This is a genomic window from Flammeovirga aprica JL-4, assembly GCF_012844305.1.
GTDB lineage: Bacteria > Bacteroidota > Bacteroidia > Cytophagales > Flammeovirgaceae > Flammeovirga > Flammeovirga aprica.
Genome location: NZ_JABANE010000100.1, coordinates 1 through 18,587, shown reverse-complemented (window position 1 = coordinate 18,587; position 18,587 = coordinate 1). Strand labels below are relative to the sequence as shown.

Annotated in this window: 17 protein-coding genes; 7 read left to right on the top strand and 10 right to left on the bottom strand. The window is 35.2% G+C overall.

Annotated features, from left to right (window positions below; translation table 11 throughout):
• Positions 1-140: 140 nt before the first annotated feature.
• On the bottom strand, positions 141-1,295 hold the full coding sequence (locus HHU12_RS26155; RefSeq protein WP_169659694.1) for a 2-isopropylmalate synthase: 1,155 nt from the start codon (positions 1,293-1,295) through the stop codon (positions 141-143).
• 200 nt (positions 1,296-1,495) lie between these two features.
• On the opposite strand from HHU12_RS26155, the gene HHU12_RS26150 reads away from it, so the two are divergent.
• A complete protein-coding gene (locus HHU12_RS26150; RefSeq protein ID WP_169659693.1) occupies positions 1,496-3,067 on the top strand; it encodes a hypothetical protein in 1,572 nt (523 codons plus the stop codon).
• A gap of 274 nt (positions 3,068-3,341) precedes the next feature.
• A complete protein-coding gene (locus HHU12_RS26145; RefSeq protein ID WP_169659692.1) occupies positions 3,342-4,262 on the top strand; it encodes a TM2 domain-containing protein in 921 nt (306 codons plus the stop codon).
• A 57-nt stretch (positions 4,263-4,319) separates the two neighbouring features.
• On the opposite strand, the gene HHU12_RS26140 is transcribed toward HHU12_RS26145, so the two are convergent.
• The 6 genes from HHU12_RS26140 to HHU12_RS26115 form a co-directional block, all read right to left on the bottom strand.
• Complete coding sequence (locus tag HHU12_RS26140; RefSeq protein WP_169659691.1) at positions 4,320-4,766, bottom strand: DinB family protein; 447 nt, start codon at positions 4,764-4,766, stop codon at positions 4,320-4,322.
• 78 nt (positions 4,767-4,844) lie between these two features.
• Complete coding sequence (locus HHU12_RS26135; RefSeq protein ID WP_169659690.1) at positions 4,845-6,227, bottom strand: MATE family efflux transporter; 1,383 nt, start codon at positions 6,225-6,227, stop codon at positions 4,845-4,847.
• Positions 6,228-6,549: 322 nt separating this feature from the next.
• Positions 6,550-6,897, bottom strand: a complete 348-nt coding sequence (locus tag HHU12_RS26130; protein ID WP_169659689.1) for an Hpt domain-containing protein — start codon at positions 6,895-6,897, stop codon at positions 6,550-6,552.
• 87 nt (positions 6,898-6,984) lie between these two features.
• On the bottom strand, positions 6,985-8,340 hold the full coding sequence (locus tag HHU12_RS26125; RefSeq protein WP_169659688.1) for a sigma-54-dependent transcriptional regulator: 1,356 nt from the start codon (positions 8,338-8,340) through the stop codon (positions 6,985-6,987).
• Positions 8,341-8,348: 8 nt separating this feature from the next.
• The gene (locus HHU12_RS26120; RefSeq protein ID WP_169659687.1) at positions 8,349-9,092 is read right to left on the bottom strand and encodes a tetratricopeptide repeat protein; all 744 of its coding nucleotides are present in this window, start codon (positions 9,090-9,092) and stop codon (positions 8,349-8,351) included.
• Between the two features lie 67 nt (positions 9,093-9,159).
• Positions 9,160-10,131 carry a glycosyltransferase gene (locus HHU12_RS26115; protein WP_169659686.1) on the bottom strand — a complete coding sequence of 324 codons (972 nt, stop codon included), beginning with the start codon at positions 10,129-10,131 and terminating at the stop codon, positions 9,160-9,162.
• 58 nt (positions 10,132-10,189) lie between these two features.
• On the opposite strand from HHU12_RS26115, the gene HHU12_RS26110 reads away from it, so the two are divergent.
• From HHU12_RS26110 to upp, 4 genes are all read left to right on the top strand, one after another.
• Positions 10,190-12,241 carry a mechanosensitive ion channel family protein gene (locus HHU12_RS26110; RefSeq protein ID WP_169659685.1) on the top strand — a complete coding sequence of 684 codons (2,052 nt, stop codon included), beginning with the start codon at positions 10,190-10,192 and terminating at the stop codon, positions 12,239-12,241.
• A 1-nt stretch (position 12,242) separates the two neighbouring features.
• Entirely contained in the window at positions 12,243-12,767 is a 525-nt protein-coding gene (locus HHU12_RS26105; protein WP_169659684.1) for a TlpA family protein disulfide reductase, read from the top strand.
• A 20-nt stretch (positions 12,768-12,787) separates the two neighbouring features.
• A complete protein-coding gene (locus HHU12_RS26100; RefSeq protein WP_169659683.1) occupies positions 12,788-13,045 on the top strand; it encodes a hypothetical protein in 258 nt (85 codons plus the stop codon).
• A 422-nt stretch (positions 13,046-13,467) separates the two neighbouring features.
• Entirely contained in the window at positions 13,468-14,121 is a 654-nt protein-coding gene (upp, locus tag HHU12_RS26095; protein WP_169659682.1) for a uracil phosphoribosyltransferase, read from the top strand.
• A gap of 187 nt (positions 14,122-14,308) precedes the next feature.
• Here the strand turns inward: upp and HHU12_RS26090 are convergent, their stop codons facing one another.
• From HHU12_RS26090 to HHU12_RS26080, 3 genes are all read right to left on the bottom strand, one after another.
• A complete protein-coding gene (locus tag HHU12_RS26090; RefSeq protein WP_169659681.1) occupies positions 14,309-15,604 on the bottom strand; it encodes a C45 family autoproteolytic acyltransferase/hydolase in 1,296 nt (431 codons plus the stop codon).
• 19 nt (positions 15,605-15,623) lie between these two features.
• A complete protein-coding gene (locus HHU12_RS26085; RefSeq protein WP_169659680.1) occupies positions 15,624-16,394 on the bottom strand; it encodes a hypothetical protein in 771 nt (256 codons plus the stop codon).
• Between the two features lie 324 nt (positions 16,395-16,718).
• Positions 16,719-17,105: a hypothetical protein gene (locus tag HHU12_RS26080; RefSeq protein ID WP_169659679.1), complete on the bottom strand. Its 387-nt coding sequence runs from the start codon at positions 17,103-17,105 to the stop codon at positions 16,719-16,721.
• A gap of 272 nt (positions 17,106-17,377) precedes the next feature.
• On the opposite strand from HHU12_RS26080, the gene HHU12_RS26075 reads away from it, so the two are divergent.
• On the top strand, positions 17,378-18,355 hold the full coding sequence (locus HHU12_RS26075; RefSeq protein WP_169659678.1) for a calcium/sodium antiporter: 978 nt from the start codon (positions 17,378-17,380) through the stop codon (positions 18,353-18,355).
• Positions 18,356-18,587: the final 232 nt, after the last annotated feature.

Below are 18,587 nucleotides of genomic sequence, written 5' to 3'. Positions count from 1 at the left end.
CTCAATTCTGAATACTAAAAAATCAAGGCAAAAAAAAAGAACGGCCTCCAATCGGAAGCCGCACTTACCACATACTAACCATAAATGGTTTTTAACCATATATAAACACATATAAACATAAATTCTCTTCAAGAGTTGCACTAGGCAACCTTAAGCACTTGAAGTAATTCTTCAAGGTGCTCGTCCTCTACAGTTTGTAAAGTATCTGCTTTTTTCAAGAAAGCTTGGTAAGCTACTTCTAAAGCATCGTGATCTAAAGTATGACCTAGCTTTTGAATACGATAGAACAATGCCGCTCTACCACTTCTTGCTGTCAATACAATCGATGACTCAGAAACACCAACTTCAGCAGGATCGATAATTTCATAGTTGTCTCTGCTCTTGATAACACCGTCTTGGTGAATACCTGATGAGTGAGAGAATGCATTATCACCTACAATCGCTTTGTTTGGCTGAACAGGCATGTTCATAGTTTCTGAAACCAAACGGCTGATCTCATAGATCTTTTGAGTGTGAATAGCAGTGTCGAAGTTCAACATGTTATGCTTACGCATTGCCATCACTACCTCTTCCATTGAAGTGTTTCCGGCACGCTCACCGATACCGTTTACTGTACACTCAATTTGTCTAGCACCATTGCTTACACCTGATAGAGAGTTGGCAGTTGCCATTCCCAAGTCATTATGACAGTGTGTAGAAATGATTGCTTTATCAATATTTTTCACGTTCTCTTTTAAGAACTTGATTTTAGCTCCGTATTCTTCTGGAATACAATATCCTGTAGTATCTGGGATGTTTACCACTGTGGCCCCGGCTGCGATTACAGCCTCTATGACTCGAGCTAAATAGACATTGTCTGTTCTACCTGCGTCTTCTGCATAAAACTCTACGTCTTCTACAAAAGTTTTGGCTAACTTCACTGCTGCAACCCCTCTTTCGATCACTTGATCTCTGTCTAATCTCAATTTAGTGAAGATATGCTGATCAGATGTTCCGATCCCTGTATGAATTCTTGGTTTTGCCGCAGGCTTTAACGCTTCTGCTGCAACCTCAATGTCTTTTTTTACTGCTCTTGTTAGACCACAGACCGTCGAGTTTCTAATTTCTCTAGCAATTCTATTTACTGCTTCAAAGTCACCAGGACTTGAAATCGGGAAACCCGCCTCTATAATGTCAACGCCCAGATTTTCGAGAGCACGTGCAATAACTAACTTCTCCTCTGTATTCAAACGGCACCCTGGTACCTGTTCTCCGTCTCGCAACGTTGTGTCGAAAATAAATACTTTATCGTTCATAGGCTTAAACACTTCTTGAAAGGTGTCTGTTATAATCTATTTTTAAAACAATTATATTGGTATTGTTTTGCTAAAGTAAAGGGTGATCAAAAGCATCAAAAACAAAAAAAAATACATTTTACGATGTTTAATTTAATAATTAAGCGAATAGAATGTAAATTTGGCAATGTGTAAGGTTATTAAAGATCATAATAAATACGATGCCTAAAGAAAGATCAAATCACTTATATCAGTTAATTAAATCAATGTCGAGAAGTGAGAAGCGTTATTTTAAACTTGTTTCTAACGAATCGAAGAGCAATTCCTCTAAAAAATTTATGCTCTTATTTGAACTAATTGACAAGCAAGATGTTTTTGATGAAGAACAATTATTAGCTTCTACTCCCGAATTGAAACCTATACAATTCTCCAATCTTAAAGCTCATCTCTATAAAAGAATTTTACAGGCATTAAGGCAATTTCATCTGACGAAAATGGAAGATGCTGAAATCAGAGAAATGATTGATCATGCTGAATTATTATATAACAGAGGACTTTATGATCAATGTGCGGACATTTTAAGAAAGAGTAAGAAAAAAGCACAGAAGAGTGATCATCTTGAGTTATTGCTGGAAATTTTGAGGTGGGAGAAAAGTTTGCTGACACATACGCTCGACAAACATAATCAGAGAAGGGTAAATAAACTGATTCAAGAAGTACAGGATACAAACGACCGTATTAATCAGATTAATAAATTCTCAAATATCTCCGCTAAGCTAAATGCTTTTTACCTTAAGGTGGGCTATGTGAAAAGTGAGAAGGATTTGAAGAAAGTGAATGACCTTGTCAATAATGATATTCTATCTATTGATGAGGATAAGTTTTCAATCAATGAGAAATTATCGCTTTATGAGTTATATATAGGCTTTTACTACTTCACACATAATGTAGAAAAAGGACATTGGTATGCTGAGAAGTGTCTCCATATTTTCCATAACGACCCTAATCTTATCCCTTCACGTTTAGATGTTTACATCAGAACCATTAACAACCTCCTGATCGGGCAATATAAACTGTATAAATACAAGGATTTTATAGATACGAAATCGCTATTTAGAAAAATCCGCTCCAATGAGAAAATTGAGCTGAGTGAAAACATCAAAATGAAACTCCTCAAATATTCTTATGTGCATGAGTTTAACCGCCTTTTTATGCTAGGAGATTTTACTGGAGGGGTGCAGAGGGTAAATTTACTATTGAATAATATTGAGTTCTTTATTGAGAAATTGAATAAGCACTCAAGACTTATTTTATACTACAAAATTGCGTGTTTGTATTTTGGTGCAAGTGATTTTAGGTTGTCTTCAAAGTGGCTGAACAGAATTATCAACTCTGACGCATTGGAAATGGATGTACGAGAAGATGTTCACGTTTATGCAAGAATTGTGAACTTGATCTGTCATTATGAAATGGGCAATACAGATTTGGTAGACTATTATGTAAAGTCTACTTACCGTTTCATGCTTCGCAAAGACAATCTCTTCAAGTTTCAGATTTATATTATGAAATTCTTGAAAAAGCTTTCTAGAAATATGAATGATCATGAACTTACCAATGCCTTTATTGAACTGAAAGATTTATTAAAACCATTGGAAAGTGATCAGTTTGAGAAGCACCCTTTTATGTATTTCGATATTATTTCTTGGCTAGAAGGTAAAATTGAGAAAAAGTCAGTGCAAGAAATCATTCAATCTAAAGCCAAAGTATTAATTGGTGAGGATTACCCTGCTTAACTTCCATAAAAATGAAGAGCTAACACTAAGGGTGGATCTATCTTTTCCACCCTTACTGCAAAAAAAATATTTGTACTGACATTATGAAACTTCACTAATCACTTTCTCGTCTATTTTATTTATACAATTAACTTACATTACCATATTGTTCATTTTACATTAAGTCATTTTTTTAGTTAATTACCTAACGCTAAGTTAGATACAATTCACCCAAAACAATGCCTTGATATTTATGAACACCTATGGAAAAATCACTATCAAAATACAATACTAGATGTCAAATTTAATTCTATCACAAAAAGACCTAAAATACCTCCCCTACTCCATGTTGGTGGAGTTTAAAGAGATGCCTCAGGAGGCACAGTATGAGTTCTTTCAGGAGATGAAAAAATTCAAGCGTTCCAAAGTCATTATGTATTTATTGCATTTCTTTCCACTTCACGTATCATTAGGTTATGTAGGAAAATGGTTAGAGCAGTTTTTATTCTGGATTACCGGAGGAGGTTTCGGTGTTTGGTGGCTCGTTTTACTTTTTACAATTCCTTCTGAAATTAAAAACTTCAACAGAAAAGTAGCTCAGGAAATCTTTAAGGATATTGCCCTGAAATACGGAATTAAGAAAAGATATAAACATACTCCACCTAAGGCGCTTATTAAACCAAAAGTATTGAACCTTCCTGAGTTTGATCCTACTCAACCAACTTTAGATCACCTGAAAGAGGGCTTTATGTTTGACCTCGATGGTAAAACATGGCAGATTGTAGAGGAATATCAGCAAGATTTTAAAATGAAAAATTCTGAACGCCTTTTTGTCTGCCACCATGATCTTGAAGAAAAGTTCTTGAGGTATTCGAATGAAGGATATTTTAAAAAGGTACTTTGGAGTAAAGCTGTCAATGTATTTCAGATTGATCCTGAATTAGAGAGAAAAATACGTACTCAGGGCAACCCTGCCAATATTCTGTACCTCAACGGTCATCGTTTTTATAAAGAAAATATTGAAAGTGGATTGATGTTTAAAGTTTCTAAATCAGACGCTGATGTTGTGGGAGACTCCATGAAAACATGGCATTATTTTAATGAAGACCGTACACTCACATTAAAAATAGAATCTTACAGAAATAAACTGAAAGCCTTCCAAGGAAAAGTAATCGATGAAAATAATATTACAGATATCCTTCCTTATAAAGTATAGTTGAACGAAAAATGAAGAATTAAGAATGACAGTATTTCATCATTCTTAATTCTTTTTTTACTTGCCTTGAATCTGCTTCAAATGATGTGCTAAATGATCGACATAATCTATCATCAAAAATCTCAAATCTGCTGCTTCCCCATTTCCCAATTCAATCCTAAAAGATAACGATTCATCGGTTTGCATCTCCATCACCTTTAAAATTCTATTATTTATTGACCTGAAAAATTGTAGCAATTCATTGAGATCTGCACTTTGATAATCATTGGCCTTTACAAGTTCATCTTGATTATAACTCACCACCTTGAAGGGTTTTTCCTCAAACTGAATTTCTGTAAATCTTTGAAGGTTATTGATACCCGAATCAATAAGATGTCCCAAAATCTCCTGTTTTGACCATTTTTCAGGGTGTTCTTTGAGTAAAAGTTCTGATGATTGAACTGTTGATAAGAAATCAACTCCTTGTTGACTTAATGCCTGAAGTCTGTTGATGGTATCCTTCATAGTAAGATTAGTTTTGGTTGAGTGTGAATTTAGTGGAAGAAAAAAGGTCTGAAATTCTCATTCCAGACCTCAATATATCTAAGATATTTTCCTTTCAAAAGGAATATGTTCTTCTTCTACTTTTCGTAATCGATAACTAAATCTTTTCACGAAAATAAGACAGATAATTCCCAACCCTAACGGGAATCCCATCCAAATACCGGCTTCTCCCTGTCCCCAGTGGAAAGCGCACATATAAGAGAATGGTATCGCTATGACAAAGTAAGAGGAGAAAATAAACCACATTGGCACTTTGAAATCATGCAATCCACGGCACGCTCCAGCATATACAATCTCTATGGCATCAAAAGTTTGATAAGAGGCCAGCCAAACTATAAACAACTGTGCGAACTGTATCACTTCTTGATCATCGGTGAAGAGGTGAGGCATCCATGATCTTCCTGTCAAGAAAAAGACAACGGCTCCAAATGACATCAGTGTCACGATAATCAGCGAGGCGTAAGTTACTTTTTTAACCTCTGTGAAATCTCTTTTACCAAAACTCTGACTTACTAATATTCCTGTAGCTGCTCCAATACCTTGGTACACCATAAACCCTAACGTACTCAAACTGATCGCAACCTGATGAGCGGCCAAACCTACTTCTGATATCCATCCCATCATAATTGTCGAAATGGAGAAAGCAGCACTTTCCATCAATAATTGAAAGGCCATAGGGATTCCATTCGTAAAGAATTCCTTCACTTCTTTTACGGTAAATTGTACTTTATTGAAAAGGGACGAAAAAACTTCAAACTTTTTGTAAGTGGAGAATACATAAATTGCTCCGCCTGCCATTGCCAATCTGGCGAGAAGTGTACCTACACCGGCACCGATCAATCCCATTTCTGGTGCCCCTAGCAAACCGAATACAAAAACAAAATCACCTACAATGTTCACCACATTACCTACCAATGTGATTTTCATACCCATTTTGGTATCTCCTATTCCCTCAAAAAGCTGTTTGAAAGTCAGGAAAATCATTTGAGGGATTAAAGAAACCATCAAAATGATCAAATATGCTTGCGAGGAAGCTATAATCGTTTCGGGCTGTCCCATGTAGGGCATATAAAAATACAGGACTACCAACAGCATTAAGAGCAAAAGGGATAAAATTCCATTGGCCATAAAGCTGTTTTTCAAAGCGCTCGTTGCTTTTTTGTAGTTATTCAAACCGATTGCCTCCCCTATTTTGGGCGTAAGAATAAAGGTGAAGCCCATTCCAAAAAGAAGAACCAGGTTAAAAATGGTATTGGAAAATGAGGCGGCGGCTAATGGGGTTCTTCCGAGCTGACCGATGATCATATTATCCACCAATCCCACGGAAATTTGGCCTACCTGAGCTAAGATAACAGGCCAGCCGAGTTTTAAAATTGTAGAGAATAAAGGATTGTACTCCTTCCAATGTCTTTTCAATTGCATTTTCTTATTTTTTAAAAATTGAATTGAAACAGACGAGACCTTCCCCTTTATCATCTCTCCTGCTTAGTTATTTTGGCAGCTGAACAGCTGGGCTTTAAGGTGAAAAACTAACTAGCATTCAACGGGATAATAAAGTCGTTGTTTAGAAAATCTATAATTATTTTTCGGGATGCAAAGGTAAAACATAGTGTAAGAAAGTCCACAAAATGATAAGTTTTATTAAGTACTTCATCAAATTTAGAGAGTATGCTTTCAAATAAGCTCTATACCATAAAACAAAATCCCTTTCATCATCTATTATGACAAAAGGGATCGTTTAGTTTTACTGTGATAAAGTTTCTTTAATTTCTTCCACTAATAGCTTGCACTCATCAAAAAGTATTTTGTACTTCTCTTTTAATGTACTCACAGATGTTTCTTCTTTTGCTATCTTTTCCATTACTAATACCTGATCTTTGATCTCCTGTATTGCAATAAAATTAAGAGTAGACTTAAAATTATGAAGGTTTTTATACGCGGACTTCCAATCTTCAAGACCGATGCTCTCCTCAATACTTTTGAGCTGATCGGGGGCGTCTACTATAAAACGTTCCATCATCTCTGCTATCAGTATTTTGTCTCCTCCTGAAAATGTTTCGAGGTACGACAAATCTACTCTAGAATTTCCCATGATAATTTAAACACACTAATTAGCATTAATCTACTATATATGACATTAAGTTGAACGGTTGTCAATTAGTTCGATTATAGATTGAATTTAGCTATTCGTATCCATCTCCTTTAAATAACGGTAGATAGTTACCTTACCAATATCCAACTTTTTTGCCACTGTAGCAACGTTGTCGTGATATCGATCCATAAAACTACGAATAATTTCGAAAGTATACTCCTTTAATGTAAGGTCTTTGTTTAATAAGGAGTTTACGTTCTGTGAAGAAGAGAACTGAATATCAGTATCTGAGATGATATCGTTGTCACACATTACCGCAGAAAGTTCAACAATCGCCTTTAATTCTCTGATATTCCCAGGAAAATGATAATTCAGCAGTTTTTCTTTCGCTTCCTTGGTAAAGGTCAGCTTCTTCATTCCATTGGTCGTCGTAAATTGATCGGCCAGGAATTTTGCAATCAAAATTACATCATTCTCCCTTTCCCTCAACGGAGGTAAATGTATTGGTAAACCGAGCAATCTATAATAAAGGTCTTCTCTGAAAAGTTTTTCATTCATACGAAGAGAAAGATCCCTGTGAGTGGCCGTAATAATCCTCACATCCAATTTCTGAATTTTATTACCGCCAATACGTACTACTTCCCTCTCTTGAATCACCCTCAGCAATTTAGCTTGAAGATTGATATCCATCTCACCAATTTCATCTAGGAATATAGTTCCTCCATTGGCTTCTTCAAACTTCCCTACTCTTTTGGCAATTGCTCCTGTAAATGATCCTTTTTCATGACCAAACAACTCACTTTCCAATAATGAGGTCGGAATTGCGGCAATGTTTACTGCCACAAAAGGTTTGTTTTTTCTGTTGGAATTATAATGTATTGCTTTCGCAATAACTTCCTTACCCGTTCCCGTTTCACCTGTAATGGAAACAGTGATATTATTATTCTTGGTTTTATGAAGCATTTGAAAAACCTTTTTCATTGGTGTACTATTGCCAATGATCGATTTATCAAATTCATATTTATTGGACAATTCCTGACGCAGCGTTTGCACTTCCTCTTCCAAGGATTGCTTTGTTTTGATTTTATTCAAAGCATTCAGCAGTCGTTCTCTAATGTCTTCCTCCTTGGTGATGTAATCATATACCCCCAATTTAAAAAGACTGACGGCGGTTTGAATATCATTCTGCCCAGAAATCACAATAATAGGCACCTGAGGTAATTTTGCTTTAATTTTGAGAATAACCTCCTCTCCTGTCATGTCCGGCAAAGAATAATCGACGGTGATCACAGATGGATTTTCATCCAAGGCATAGAGAAGGTCACGGCCGTTGACAAACATTTTTACTTCATGTTCATCATCCATAGAGAGGATATAATGAAGCATTTTTGAAAAAACGGCATTGTCCTCTAAAGCAAATATTTTTAGTTCAGATGGATTCATAAAATCATTTATTCGCAATATTCCTGCAGAGCTGCTGTAGCTGGAGAGTACCCTAAAGCTTCTGCCATTGAAAGCATTTTACATACTCTCTCGTCTGCTTTTCCTGTTGTTCCGCTAATTGCCAATGCTTTATAATAGTAAGCTTCAGCGTATTTATTATCCAGAGCTATTGCTTTATCAAAATCTACAATTGCTCCTTCAAAATCTTTCATAACAGATAATAATCTAGCCTTGTGATATAAGACTCTTTTATCTTTTCCTTCAGATAACTCCTCTGCCTTTTCGAAATCTTTCAACGCCTCAGCTGCTCCTACAATTTCTGCATTAACGAATGCTCTATTTAAATAAATATCATAAATAGTAGCATCTAATTGAATAGCTTGAGTATAGTCGTTAACAGCTCCTTCATAATCTCTTGTAAAACGTCTTACATTTCCTCTATTATAAAAATACTTGTAAGCATCAGGAACATCTTCCTCCGTTTGTTTATATAATTCGATAGCTAATGTAAAATCATCGTTGGCCTTACTGTATTCTTCCAAAGCCATATGTGCATAACCTCTTGAATTATAAGCGTCCATATTATTTGCATCTTCCTTAATAGCAGCATCAAATAATGAAATGGCTTCTTTGAATTTACTATCAGCAAGTTTTTGTTTTCCTTGATTAGTAAGTTCCTGAGAACTCGGTCCACATCCTATTAATAAAAAAGTAAGGATGGCGAAAAGTAGGTTTATTTGTTTGGTTTTCATTCCACAAAAGTAAAAATAAATATCAATATGCTTTAGTTTACATGACTTATTTAACGAAGTTGATCATTTATCTTTGAATGTACTTTTGGTATAGCTGATAAATTGGAAACACTTTTATCCTTAGTTTTGACAGATAGTAAAAAACATAATCTATAAAAGCAGGTTTTCTTAATTTTTTAAGTAGATAAAAATAAGATTTAGCTAGATGAAAATTTTCAGTGTAATACGACAACCGCTGATGGTATACAATGGACTTAGACAGTGATTGATTTTCAGCTTCGGTTTGATTCAGCTGTTTGGCCTTCATGACTATTCTCAAAGTTGATTTCAATAACTCATTCCCTCTTCTTTTGTAAAAACTTTGAGAGAGAGAATTTTTCACTTTACGTTTTTGAGTATTGACTTTATCATAAAAAGCAAACTGACAATTCCGTGACAATCGTATCCATATATCATAATCCTCATAAGCGAGCGCTTCATCATACCCACCCAATTCTTTCAAATAAGAAGTCCTGAATGTAATACTAGGTGCACCGAACAATGGCGGGTTTCTCAAAATACGCTCATACACTTCTCCTTCCTGCACTTTTTCTAATAGCCTCCCATGCTCATCTCTCTTATAAAATGAAGTAGCTTGTACCTTTCCTTGTTCATTAATGAACATAATATCTGAAAACACTGCCCCGTACTCTTCCCCTTTCAATTCAAAAGTGTACACATCATCCTTCACTCTATTTTCTAATAGAATATCATCCGCTGCAAAATCGATTACATATTTACCTTTCGCTTCTTTTAATCCCGTATTAAAAGCTTTACAATTCCCAATGTTATCCGGCAAGGCAATAAATTTTGCCTGAAGATTGTATTTTTGTAATGAAGTAGTAATTTTATTTACGGATTGATCCGTACTTCCATCATCAACAATGATCGTTTCTATGTTTTGATACGTTTGATGAGCAATGGAAGCAATAGCATCCTCAATATAGGGTGCATGATTAAAACTCAAACAGATAATAGTAACCAAAGGGGTATTCTGCATATATATGGTATTCAAAAAGTCTTATAGTTGTTCGATAGTTTTAGGAATAATATTCCTAATGTTCTCTACTGTTTCCAATGCTCAATTTAATAATTTAAAATTCAGTACTAAATCACCTTACAGAACTATTGTTTCCCACTTGGGCTATTTAAGCCCTTCGTCAGGAGCATATAATCCGGAAGTGGCGGCAAAAACGCTTGGTGGTGATGATTATACTATTGAACAGAAAATAGGTCTGGCAATAAAGTTAAAGCAAATCTATGACAAACATGGAGGGCTTGACCTTGGTGATATTTCTAACAGAAGGAATTATAAAAATGAAGACGACGACCCGATTTATACAATTTTTGAAGATATTCCTGAGATTTACCTGATCAAGGAAGGCTCTAGCTGGCTCTACTCTCCTAAGTCAGTAAGGGAAATCAATACTGTTTTCAGAAGATATTATCCTGCTGCAATTCCCCCTAAAAGACCTCAAAAAACAACACCGGACAGTGTAGATGTCACTTCTAAAGACTCTACAGGAAAGGAAGTGACAATAAGAAAACCTTCGCCCAAAAAGGAAAAACCTATTGAGCAGAAGCCTAATATAAAGTTTGATATCAGTACGCCTAAAAGTGCCACAACAACTTTCTTTGGTTTTCAGCAAGACAATAATTATCACCCCGAAATTGCGGCCAAAGTGATTGGCAGTGTGGAATTGTCACTGGAAGAACGTATTACATTGGCCATCAAATTAAAGCAAATTTATGATGGCTTGGGGCTTTGGATTGAAATTGAAGACATACCGGAGGAACCAAATTACAGAGATTCAACTCGTCATAATAAAGAAATATATGTACTGGATAAACAGCTTCCTGATTTTTACCTGGAAAACTTCAAAGGGAAATGGATGTTCTCGGAATCTAGTATTGAACTGATTGAAAACAAGCACCGTCAGGTTTTTCCTATTGGTAAAGAAGGACTGGAAACTGTGGGCAGTATTCTCCGAAAACCTCTGGGGAATTATGCTAGAGAAGAAGTAGTAGGACTGGAACTTTGGCAGATCACAAGTATGCTGGCCATGATTATTGCCGCTTGGCTAGCGGTAATGCTGGTCTCTTCCGCCATCATGTGGATTGTGTCATGGATACCTAAATCAAAAGACGAAAGCAGGTACATCCAAAACTTGATCAAATCAGGTATGATGGTCATAATTCTGTACTATTACCGCCTTATTTCACCAAGTTTAGAGCTGACAATTCAGGAACTGCAGTATGTGATTATTGTACTTAAAGTCTACAGTATCTATCAAGTTATCCGTTTCTTCTATAACTTAATCGACCTGTGGGTACAGCTTTGGCTGAGAAAAGCAAATGAAAGGGATGATCAAATTCAGAGAGGTTTTGCCCCTTTCTTTGGGATGACTGCTAAACTGCTAGTTATCCTTATTGGGTTGATTTTTACCGTGAGTGCTTTAGGATATGATATATCTGGCTTGCTGACGGGTCTTTCTATTGGTGGTGTAGCCGTAGCCCTTGCCGCTCAAGATACAATCAAAAACCTCTTCGGTTCTATCATGATATTTATGGACAGACCTTTCGTCATTGGGGATTGGGTGAAGACAGATGGAGTAAGTGGTTCGGTGGAGCAGATTGGTCTTCGATCTACAAGAATCAGAACTTTTGAAAACTCTGTAGTCTCTATTCCAAACAGTAGAATGGCCGATTTCACCATTGATAATATGGGAATGAGAGTGTTTAGAAGATATAAAACCTATTTGAGAGTCAGTTATGAAACCAAGCCGGATCAATTGGATGAGTTTGTAGAAAGATTAAAAGAAGTAGTTAGAAACCATCCGCATACCAGAAAGGATTTCTTTGTAGTCAACCTTAATAACATCGGGCTTTATTCTTATGATATCCTATTTTATATTTTCTTTGAGGCACCCACTTGGAGCGATGAGTTGCACTTCAGACACGAAATCATCAGAAGCATTATTAAAATCGCTAATGATCTTGATGTAGAGTTTGCAATTCCGCCTTCAGGATTGGATTATATGATGGAAAATACTGCAGAAAAACCATCTTCAAAGAAAAAATCTTCTAATAAGCCGTTCGGGTTTATGTAAAATGCGTAAGATAAAAGTATATAGTGCCCTTCTTTTGTTATTGATCACCACTTTAGGAAATGTGGTTTACAGTCAATCGCTCTCAAAGGAATCCGTTGATTTTCATCTGAAAAGATATGAATACGGTCGGCTTTCAAAAAGTGATTTATATGGAAAAGTGGCCCTCATTATTATTACTGCATCTTGGGATTTGGAATTCAATAATGACCTCAATAAAGTAAAAGAACTACAAAGACTCTTTGCTTCAAAAGATGTAGAGTTTATATATATAGTGGGTGACCTCCCGGAACGATGGAAAACTTTTGCAGAAAATAAAGGGCTGAAAGGGGAATTTTACTATCTCCCTTCTATGAGTAAAGGATGTAAACGTTGTTTTCTGTCATCACATTTTGATGAAACAGAAATTACTTCCTATTATATACTCTCAAAAGATGGAAGCTTACTGGGTAAACATCTCCCGAGTCCTGCAAAAAGTGAAGGTATAGAAAAACTCTTGGCAGGTGCAAGCGTATTAAAAATAAACTAGTATTAAATTAATTATATAAAATGGATCCGTTAATTATCCCTCTGGCAGCAATTGTATTACCTCTATCTATTCCTATCATCGCTATCTTAAGTAAAAATGGCAAAAGAAGTAGAAGAGATACGCAGAAATTATTCAAAGAATTGGAAACACTGAAAAGTGAAAATCTTCAATTAAAACAAAGGCTAGAGAATATTGAGACCATTGTGACTGAGCCAGATTATGATCTTAGGAAAACCCTGAAGGCTTCAGATGATCAAAATCATAAATTATTGGACTAAAACGAACGTAAATCGTACACTTAGCTATAAAAGTGTTCATTTACGCACAAACACTTGCTTTGTTGCAATATTTTAATTAATTTATTATCAACAACTTACAGCATTAGGCTTTAAATTGGCACAAGTGTTTTTGTAATAAGATAAAAACCGCAACACTCCATAAAAGTGTTCGCGTAAAGATAAAGTTTAAATAATTGAATTGGTTGGAAAAGGCAAATATCACATGATGTTTGCTTTTTTGTTTTATATACTTTCTTAATCTTTTTAAATACCCCCAAAAAACAAACTTTATTCCCCATCATTAAAAGGTATTCACCTAAATTTTTACGATTTCCACTAAAAGATACCTAGATTTCTGATATATTAGAGAGATAGACCCCAAAACGGAGTAAATCTGATACTTACCATATATAATAGATACAATGTCAAACTTATTTATTTTGAATAAAGAGGCCAATGTTGCTTCAAATTATATCAATGAACTAAGAGATCCAGCTATCCAGACAGATAGAGCTCGATTCAGAAGAAACCTTGAAAGACTTGGTGAATTATTGAGTTACGAGATCAGTAAGACATTAGATTATAAAGATATTGACGTGCCAACTCCACTTGGCGTTTCTCCTTCAAGAACAATTGCAGACGAACTTGTAGTAACTACAATTTTGAGAGCAGGATTGCCAATGTACCAAGGTGTACTGAACGTTTTCGATCACGCTGACAGTGGTTTTGTTGCTTCATATAGATCAAATGCTCCTGGCAATGATGTTGAAATCAACATGGAATATGTGGCTTCTGGAAATCTTGACGGAAAAATAGTGATTTTAGCTGACCCTATGCTTGCAACTGGTAAATCATTACTTTTAGCTTTGGAAGGTTTGTTGAAAAACGGTACTCCAAAACATGTACACATCATGGCGGCAATTGCCAGTGAAGAAGGTGTAAAGTACATTCAGGAAAACATTAAAGTTCCAGCTTCTTTATGGATGGCCGCTGTCGATCCTGAGCTGAACTCGAAATCATATATTATTCCAGGTCTTGGTGATGCTGGTGATTTATGTTTCGGTGAGAAACTATAGTTTTTGATATAGAATCAAAAAAGACAAAGCCGTTGAATCGTAAAATTCAACGGCTTTTTTATGAAAAGAAAATCATAAAATCACTTTCCTTTCAGAACACTTCTGTACAATTAAACTGTGACTATTTAATTGCTTACTTATTACTTAAAACTTGCTAATTGGGTAAGAATCATAAAGTGGGTTACTCCTATATGATATTTTTATACTTTACTCGATATTCTTCCAATGGCAATCCTCCAGGGTGTGAGGGAGCCGTTTTAATGTTGATAAACTCATTATCAAATTCTACAATAATCCATAGATTAGTAACGGGGATTTCTTTTGATACCGCTTTACAAACAGGGTACTTGTAAAAAACATGTCCCCAATTCACCTGCTCTACTTTCTTTCCTGATAAATATTTAGAGATCATTGTATAACGAGTGTCCGAATCTTGATTATTCTTCCAATAATTCTTAGGCAAACGTTTTACATCTACTTTTTTGATTTTGTAATGCTCTTTTACTGATTCTTTTAGATCGTCATTCACTCTGATATCATTTGCAATGGCAAGGTGATTATAAGGAGTTGGGATTTTCACTACTTTCTCACTACTCAATTCATATGCTACTGCACCATCTTTATCCGTCAGAACATAGCCTATACCTACGGCAATTGGTAATTTTTCCAATTTTGCACAAGCCTCTTCCTTACTTTTACTCTCCAGTACTTCTCTTGCAAAAAACACTGACGGAAGGCCCTTGTCAATATTCGCTTTCAAATCAAATTTGGAGTGGGCATTAAGTGAAAAACCACTTTCTAAATGCACACCTTGTATACCTACTGTTCCCACATAACCTGTTAAGAATAGCACTTCTCCATCCACGTTATATTTCATCAAACACTGTGCACCTTCAAACATTCTAGCCCAATCCAAAGAGTAACAAACCGATGCTTTATTGTTATTCCAAACTGCCCCTGCACTACAGTGCCCGCTTAAATTGTTTCCTTCTACGAAGGCAGGATTTTTCCCACTCATTTCCTCCATGACTGCAAAAAGCTCATCAAAAGAGATATTGAAACACAAAATATCATTCAAAGGCAGTCCACTTCCATCTGCAATACCTACTATTTCATCATACAGCTGAGGTGTGTGCTCAGTAATTTTTTCAAGCATTCCGGTACTGTGCAGACAAAAACTTCTGTAATTTTCATACTTTGGTTCTAAGCCCACACTCATCATCATAGGTTCTACCAGTTCATACTTAAAACGGTTAAGCATATACCTGATTTCTTTCTTAAACTTCTTACCATGTGCTACCCCCACTTCATGATGTGTACCTTCCGCTTCGATAACATAATAATTCGAACTTTCATTCAATTCAATTTGATGATACACAGGCGGTATTCCTGCATAAGCAAAACGAACTGTCAATACCATTATTCCGAACCAAGCGATCAGAATAGCTATTATTTTTGCTCTTGTTTTATTAACTGTTTCCATAACAATATTATCTTCTTGTTTAAACTTCAATATCTTCATGCGAGAATAAGTCATCGCTATTCACCTCAACGACAACATCTCCAGATCTGTCTTCTTTATTTTTAAGCTCGATCCAATACGCCTTCCCCTCTTTCAGGTCATCAAGCTTAGTAATCAGTGTTTTATGAGTACCTTCATCATCATATTCTACTACAACTTCAACTGTTTTCAACTGATGTAAGTATCCTTTTCTTGTACTGAACTCTTCTATTGCTGTGCTATCCATCTCCAACATATCATCTCGACTATTATTAGAATCAACTTTGTACTGCACATAAACATCTTCTAGTGTTACTTTCTTACATGCATTTGAATTATAAACAACCACCATAGAGCGGTTAGTTTTTAAATCAAAACATAAGCTGTTATTGCTTTTTGTATGTTCGAATGTGGTCTCAGCCCAAGTGTCCAATTTCTTTAAATAAGTACTTTTTTTAAGGTCATACTCTTTACCTTGAATTGAGCAATCATGTGTTCCATAATCCAGTCCTTTTACCGTTAGAGCAGATTCACCACTTTTTAAAACACCTTCCCAATATTCTCCTACTCTTACATTGTGATCCTGCAAATCCAAACGTATAGCAGGTTTTCCTTCTCTCTCGATTAAAGAATTAAGAGAAATGTCCACACTTTTTTGAGGAATGAAATTACTTTCCTCTTTCTTCGAACAGGAAGAAAGCGACCCAAAAAAGAAGGTCATAGCCGTTGCAAAAATGAAATAAAGAACCGTTGTTGTAATTTTACTTTTCATATTTGATTTTAGTATAGATTAATAAATGATTATTTCGAAAGTTTAGCGATCCGAACTGACTGAAGTCAGACTGTATTCATGAAAAAAACATTTTATCAATTTGTATATTATTAATTTATTATTTTGTGTTTCTTTTTTATAAACTTTGCAACGCTTATTGAAATTAAAAAGTTACACAACAAGGATTATTTTAACTTATTTTCACTAAAAAATATCAGACATAAAAAAAAGCCCTTATTGCTAAAGGCTTATTATTTCTACCAATGACTTGATTATGGGGTAATTACAAAATAGTCATTTCTGTTTCGTTAATAAATTTTAAGTTTACTTCTTTTCAATTTGTGATACTATCACTGGGATTACCTCATTAAATGGCTTACCACTCAATTTTGCCATTGTTGTACACATATCAAAAATATCTTTTCCTCTTTGGCTTTTCATCAATTCTAAGGCAGAAACATAGTCATAATTCTCATTTTCCTGAGCTAGATTTAATACAATACGGCTAAACTTCATCAATTTTGTTTCTTCAAAACCTCCTTCAAACTCAGGAATGTCTTGCAATATTGTACTGATCATCAGCAAGTCATAATTATCAGGTATAGATTGCTCATATCCTTTCATGGTTTTTCTATACTCATCGTGCAATTCCTTATTTACTCTAATAGATGAAGATTGGTTTTTTAAACTTCCTTTATTTTTACTAGCCATACTTTTTTATTATTAATGCAACACAAAAATACTAAATCACAGTTACATATGAAATATAAAATAATGTTCACAATGCCCTAATTACATAAACTTTAAGACCAGAAAAAGATGATTTTCTAGCAAAACGCGAGGGAAATTTACAGTAAAGCACACTACATTTTAAAAAATGAAGTTGTATATTATGTAGGACATTCACCTTTTGAGATTTCTCAGCTTTTTACGCTACAATTTTTAATTACTGATATTCAAAAACGCTACATACGAAATATACTATGGAGAATAAGCTAATTATTAACATATTAGAACTGATAGGAGGTCTAATTGTATTGATAGGTGGGGGTGAGTTTTTGGTAAATGGAGCAACAAATATTGCATTGAGGTTGAAGATTCCACCTATTATTGTGGGACTTACCATTGTAGCTTTTGGTACTTCTGCTCCCGAACTTTTTATTAGTTTACACTCTGCATTAGCAGGAAATGCAGACCTGGCAATTGGTAATGTGGTAGGTTCAAATATCTGTAATTTGGGAATGGTATTGGGTATCACAGCGATTATTTACCCCATCAAAGTGAGTGATACTACCTTGAAATTTGACTGGCCCGTAGCAATGGGTTCTTCTCTCCTTTTATTCTTTTTAACCTTCGATAATATGATCTCAGCTACTGAAGGAGCCGTTTTCTTTGGTTTGTTATTGATCTACCTTTTTGTGCTTTTTAGAAGAACAAAATCAGATATTGAGCTTCAAAAAACTACCAATGAAGAATTTCAACTAGACGAAAGTGAAAAAGATAAAAGCCCTGTTACACTTTGGGTGAAAGATATAGCGTTTTTAGTGACCGGTATAATTGCATTAAAATTTGGAGCAGAATGGTTTATTGACGGTGCGAAATCAATTTGCTTGGTTCAATTAGGGTTAGATGAAAGAATTGTAGGTATTCTGGTGCTCGCTATCGGTACAAGTTTACCTGAATTGGTAACTTCTGCCGTTGCTGCTTTTAAGAAAGAAACTGATTTAGCTTTGGGCAACTTGATGGGGTCCAATATCTTCAATGTCCTTTCTATTTTGGGAATTACAAGTATGGTGATTCCTATTAATGTTAGCGAAATAATGCACAGTTATGATATGGTTTGGATGCTTGGCATTACACTTCTTACTATTCCATTGATGATTTTGGGAAGAGATCTTAACCGTTGGGAAGGATTAGTAATGCTCAGTGCTTATTGCTTTTATATCTATACCATCTTCTAATTTAAGTAAAAGTATATGTGCGCAGACCCATAATTGAAATTATGGGCTTTTGGGAAGACATCTCATTTATCTGCTTTTGATGATCATATCTAGTTTATCAGTATTTAGATACAGAGCTTTTTCACAAACACAAACAACAAACTAGCGCAAGTGTTCAGCGAAGCGTACTAACTTAGCATTGTCAAAAGGAAATAAAACTCCTCAGAATAATATTTTGGATTTTCGAGGAGTT

Coding starts and splice junctions, on each gene's coding strand:
- HHU12_RS26130 (WP_169659689.1), bottom strand. CDS start 6,897: ATGGGAAATTCTAGAGTAGATTTGTCGTACCTCGAAACATTTTCAGGA.
- upp (WP_169659682.1), top strand. CDS start 13,468: ATGTCAAACTTATTTATTTTGAATAAAGAGGCCAATGTTGCTTCAAAT.
- HHU12_RS26080 (WP_169659679.1), bottom strand. CDS start 17,105: ATGGCTAGTAAAAATAAAGGAAGTTTAAAAAACCAATCTTCATCTATT.
- HHU12_RS26075 (WP_169659678.1), top strand. CDS start 17,378: ATGGAGAATAAGCTAATTATTAACATATTAGAACTGATAGGAGGTCTA.
- HHU12_RS26100 (WP_169659683.1), top strand. CDS start 12,788: ATGGATCCGTTAATTATCCCTCTGGCAGCAATTGTATTACCTCTATCT.
- HHU12_RS26140 (WP_169659691.1), bottom strand. CDS start 4,766: ATGAAGGATACCATCAACAGACTTCAGGCATTAAGTCAACAAGGAGTT.
- HHU12_RS26115 (WP_169659686.1), bottom strand. CDS start 10,131: ATGCAGAATACCCCTTTGGTTACTATTATCTGTTTGAGTTTTAATCAT.
- HHU12_RS26150 (WP_169659693.1), top strand. CDS start 1,496: ATGCCTAAAGAAAGATCAAATCACTTATATCAGTTAATTAAATCAATG.
- HHU12_RS26110 (WP_169659685.1), top strand. CDS start 10,190: ATGTTCTCTACTGTTTCCAATGCTCAATTTAATAATTTAAAATTCAGT.
- HHU12_RS26145 (WP_169659692.1), top strand. CDS start 3,342: ATGTCAAATTTAATTCTATCACAAAAAGACCTAAAATACCTCCCCTAC.
- HHU12_RS26125 (WP_169659688.1), bottom strand. CDS start 8,340: ATGAATCCATCTGAACTAAAAATATTTGCTTTAGAGGACAATGCCGTT.
- HHU12_RS26155 (WP_169659694.1), bottom strand. CDS start 1,295: ATGAACGATAAAGTATTTATTTTCGACACAACGTTGCGAGACGGAGAA.
- HHU12_RS26105 (WP_169659684.1), top strand. CDS start 12,243: ATGCGTAAGATAAAAGTATATAGTGCCCTTCTTTTGTTATTGATCACC.
- HHU12_RS26085 (WP_169659680.1), bottom strand. CDS start 16,394: ATGAAAAGTAAAATTACAACAACGGTTCTTTATTTCATTTTTGCAACG.
- HHU12_RS26090 (WP_169659681.1), bottom strand. CDS start 15,604: ATGGAAACAGTTAATAAAACAAGAGCAAAAATAATAGCTATTCTGATC.
- HHU12_RS26120 (WP_169659687.1), bottom strand. CDS start 9,092: ATGAAAACCAAACAAATAAACCTACTTTTCGCCATCCTTACTTTTTTA.
- HHU12_RS26135 (WP_169659690.1), bottom strand. CDS start 6,227: ATGCAATTGAAAAGACATTGGAAGGAGTACAATCCTTTATTCTCTACA.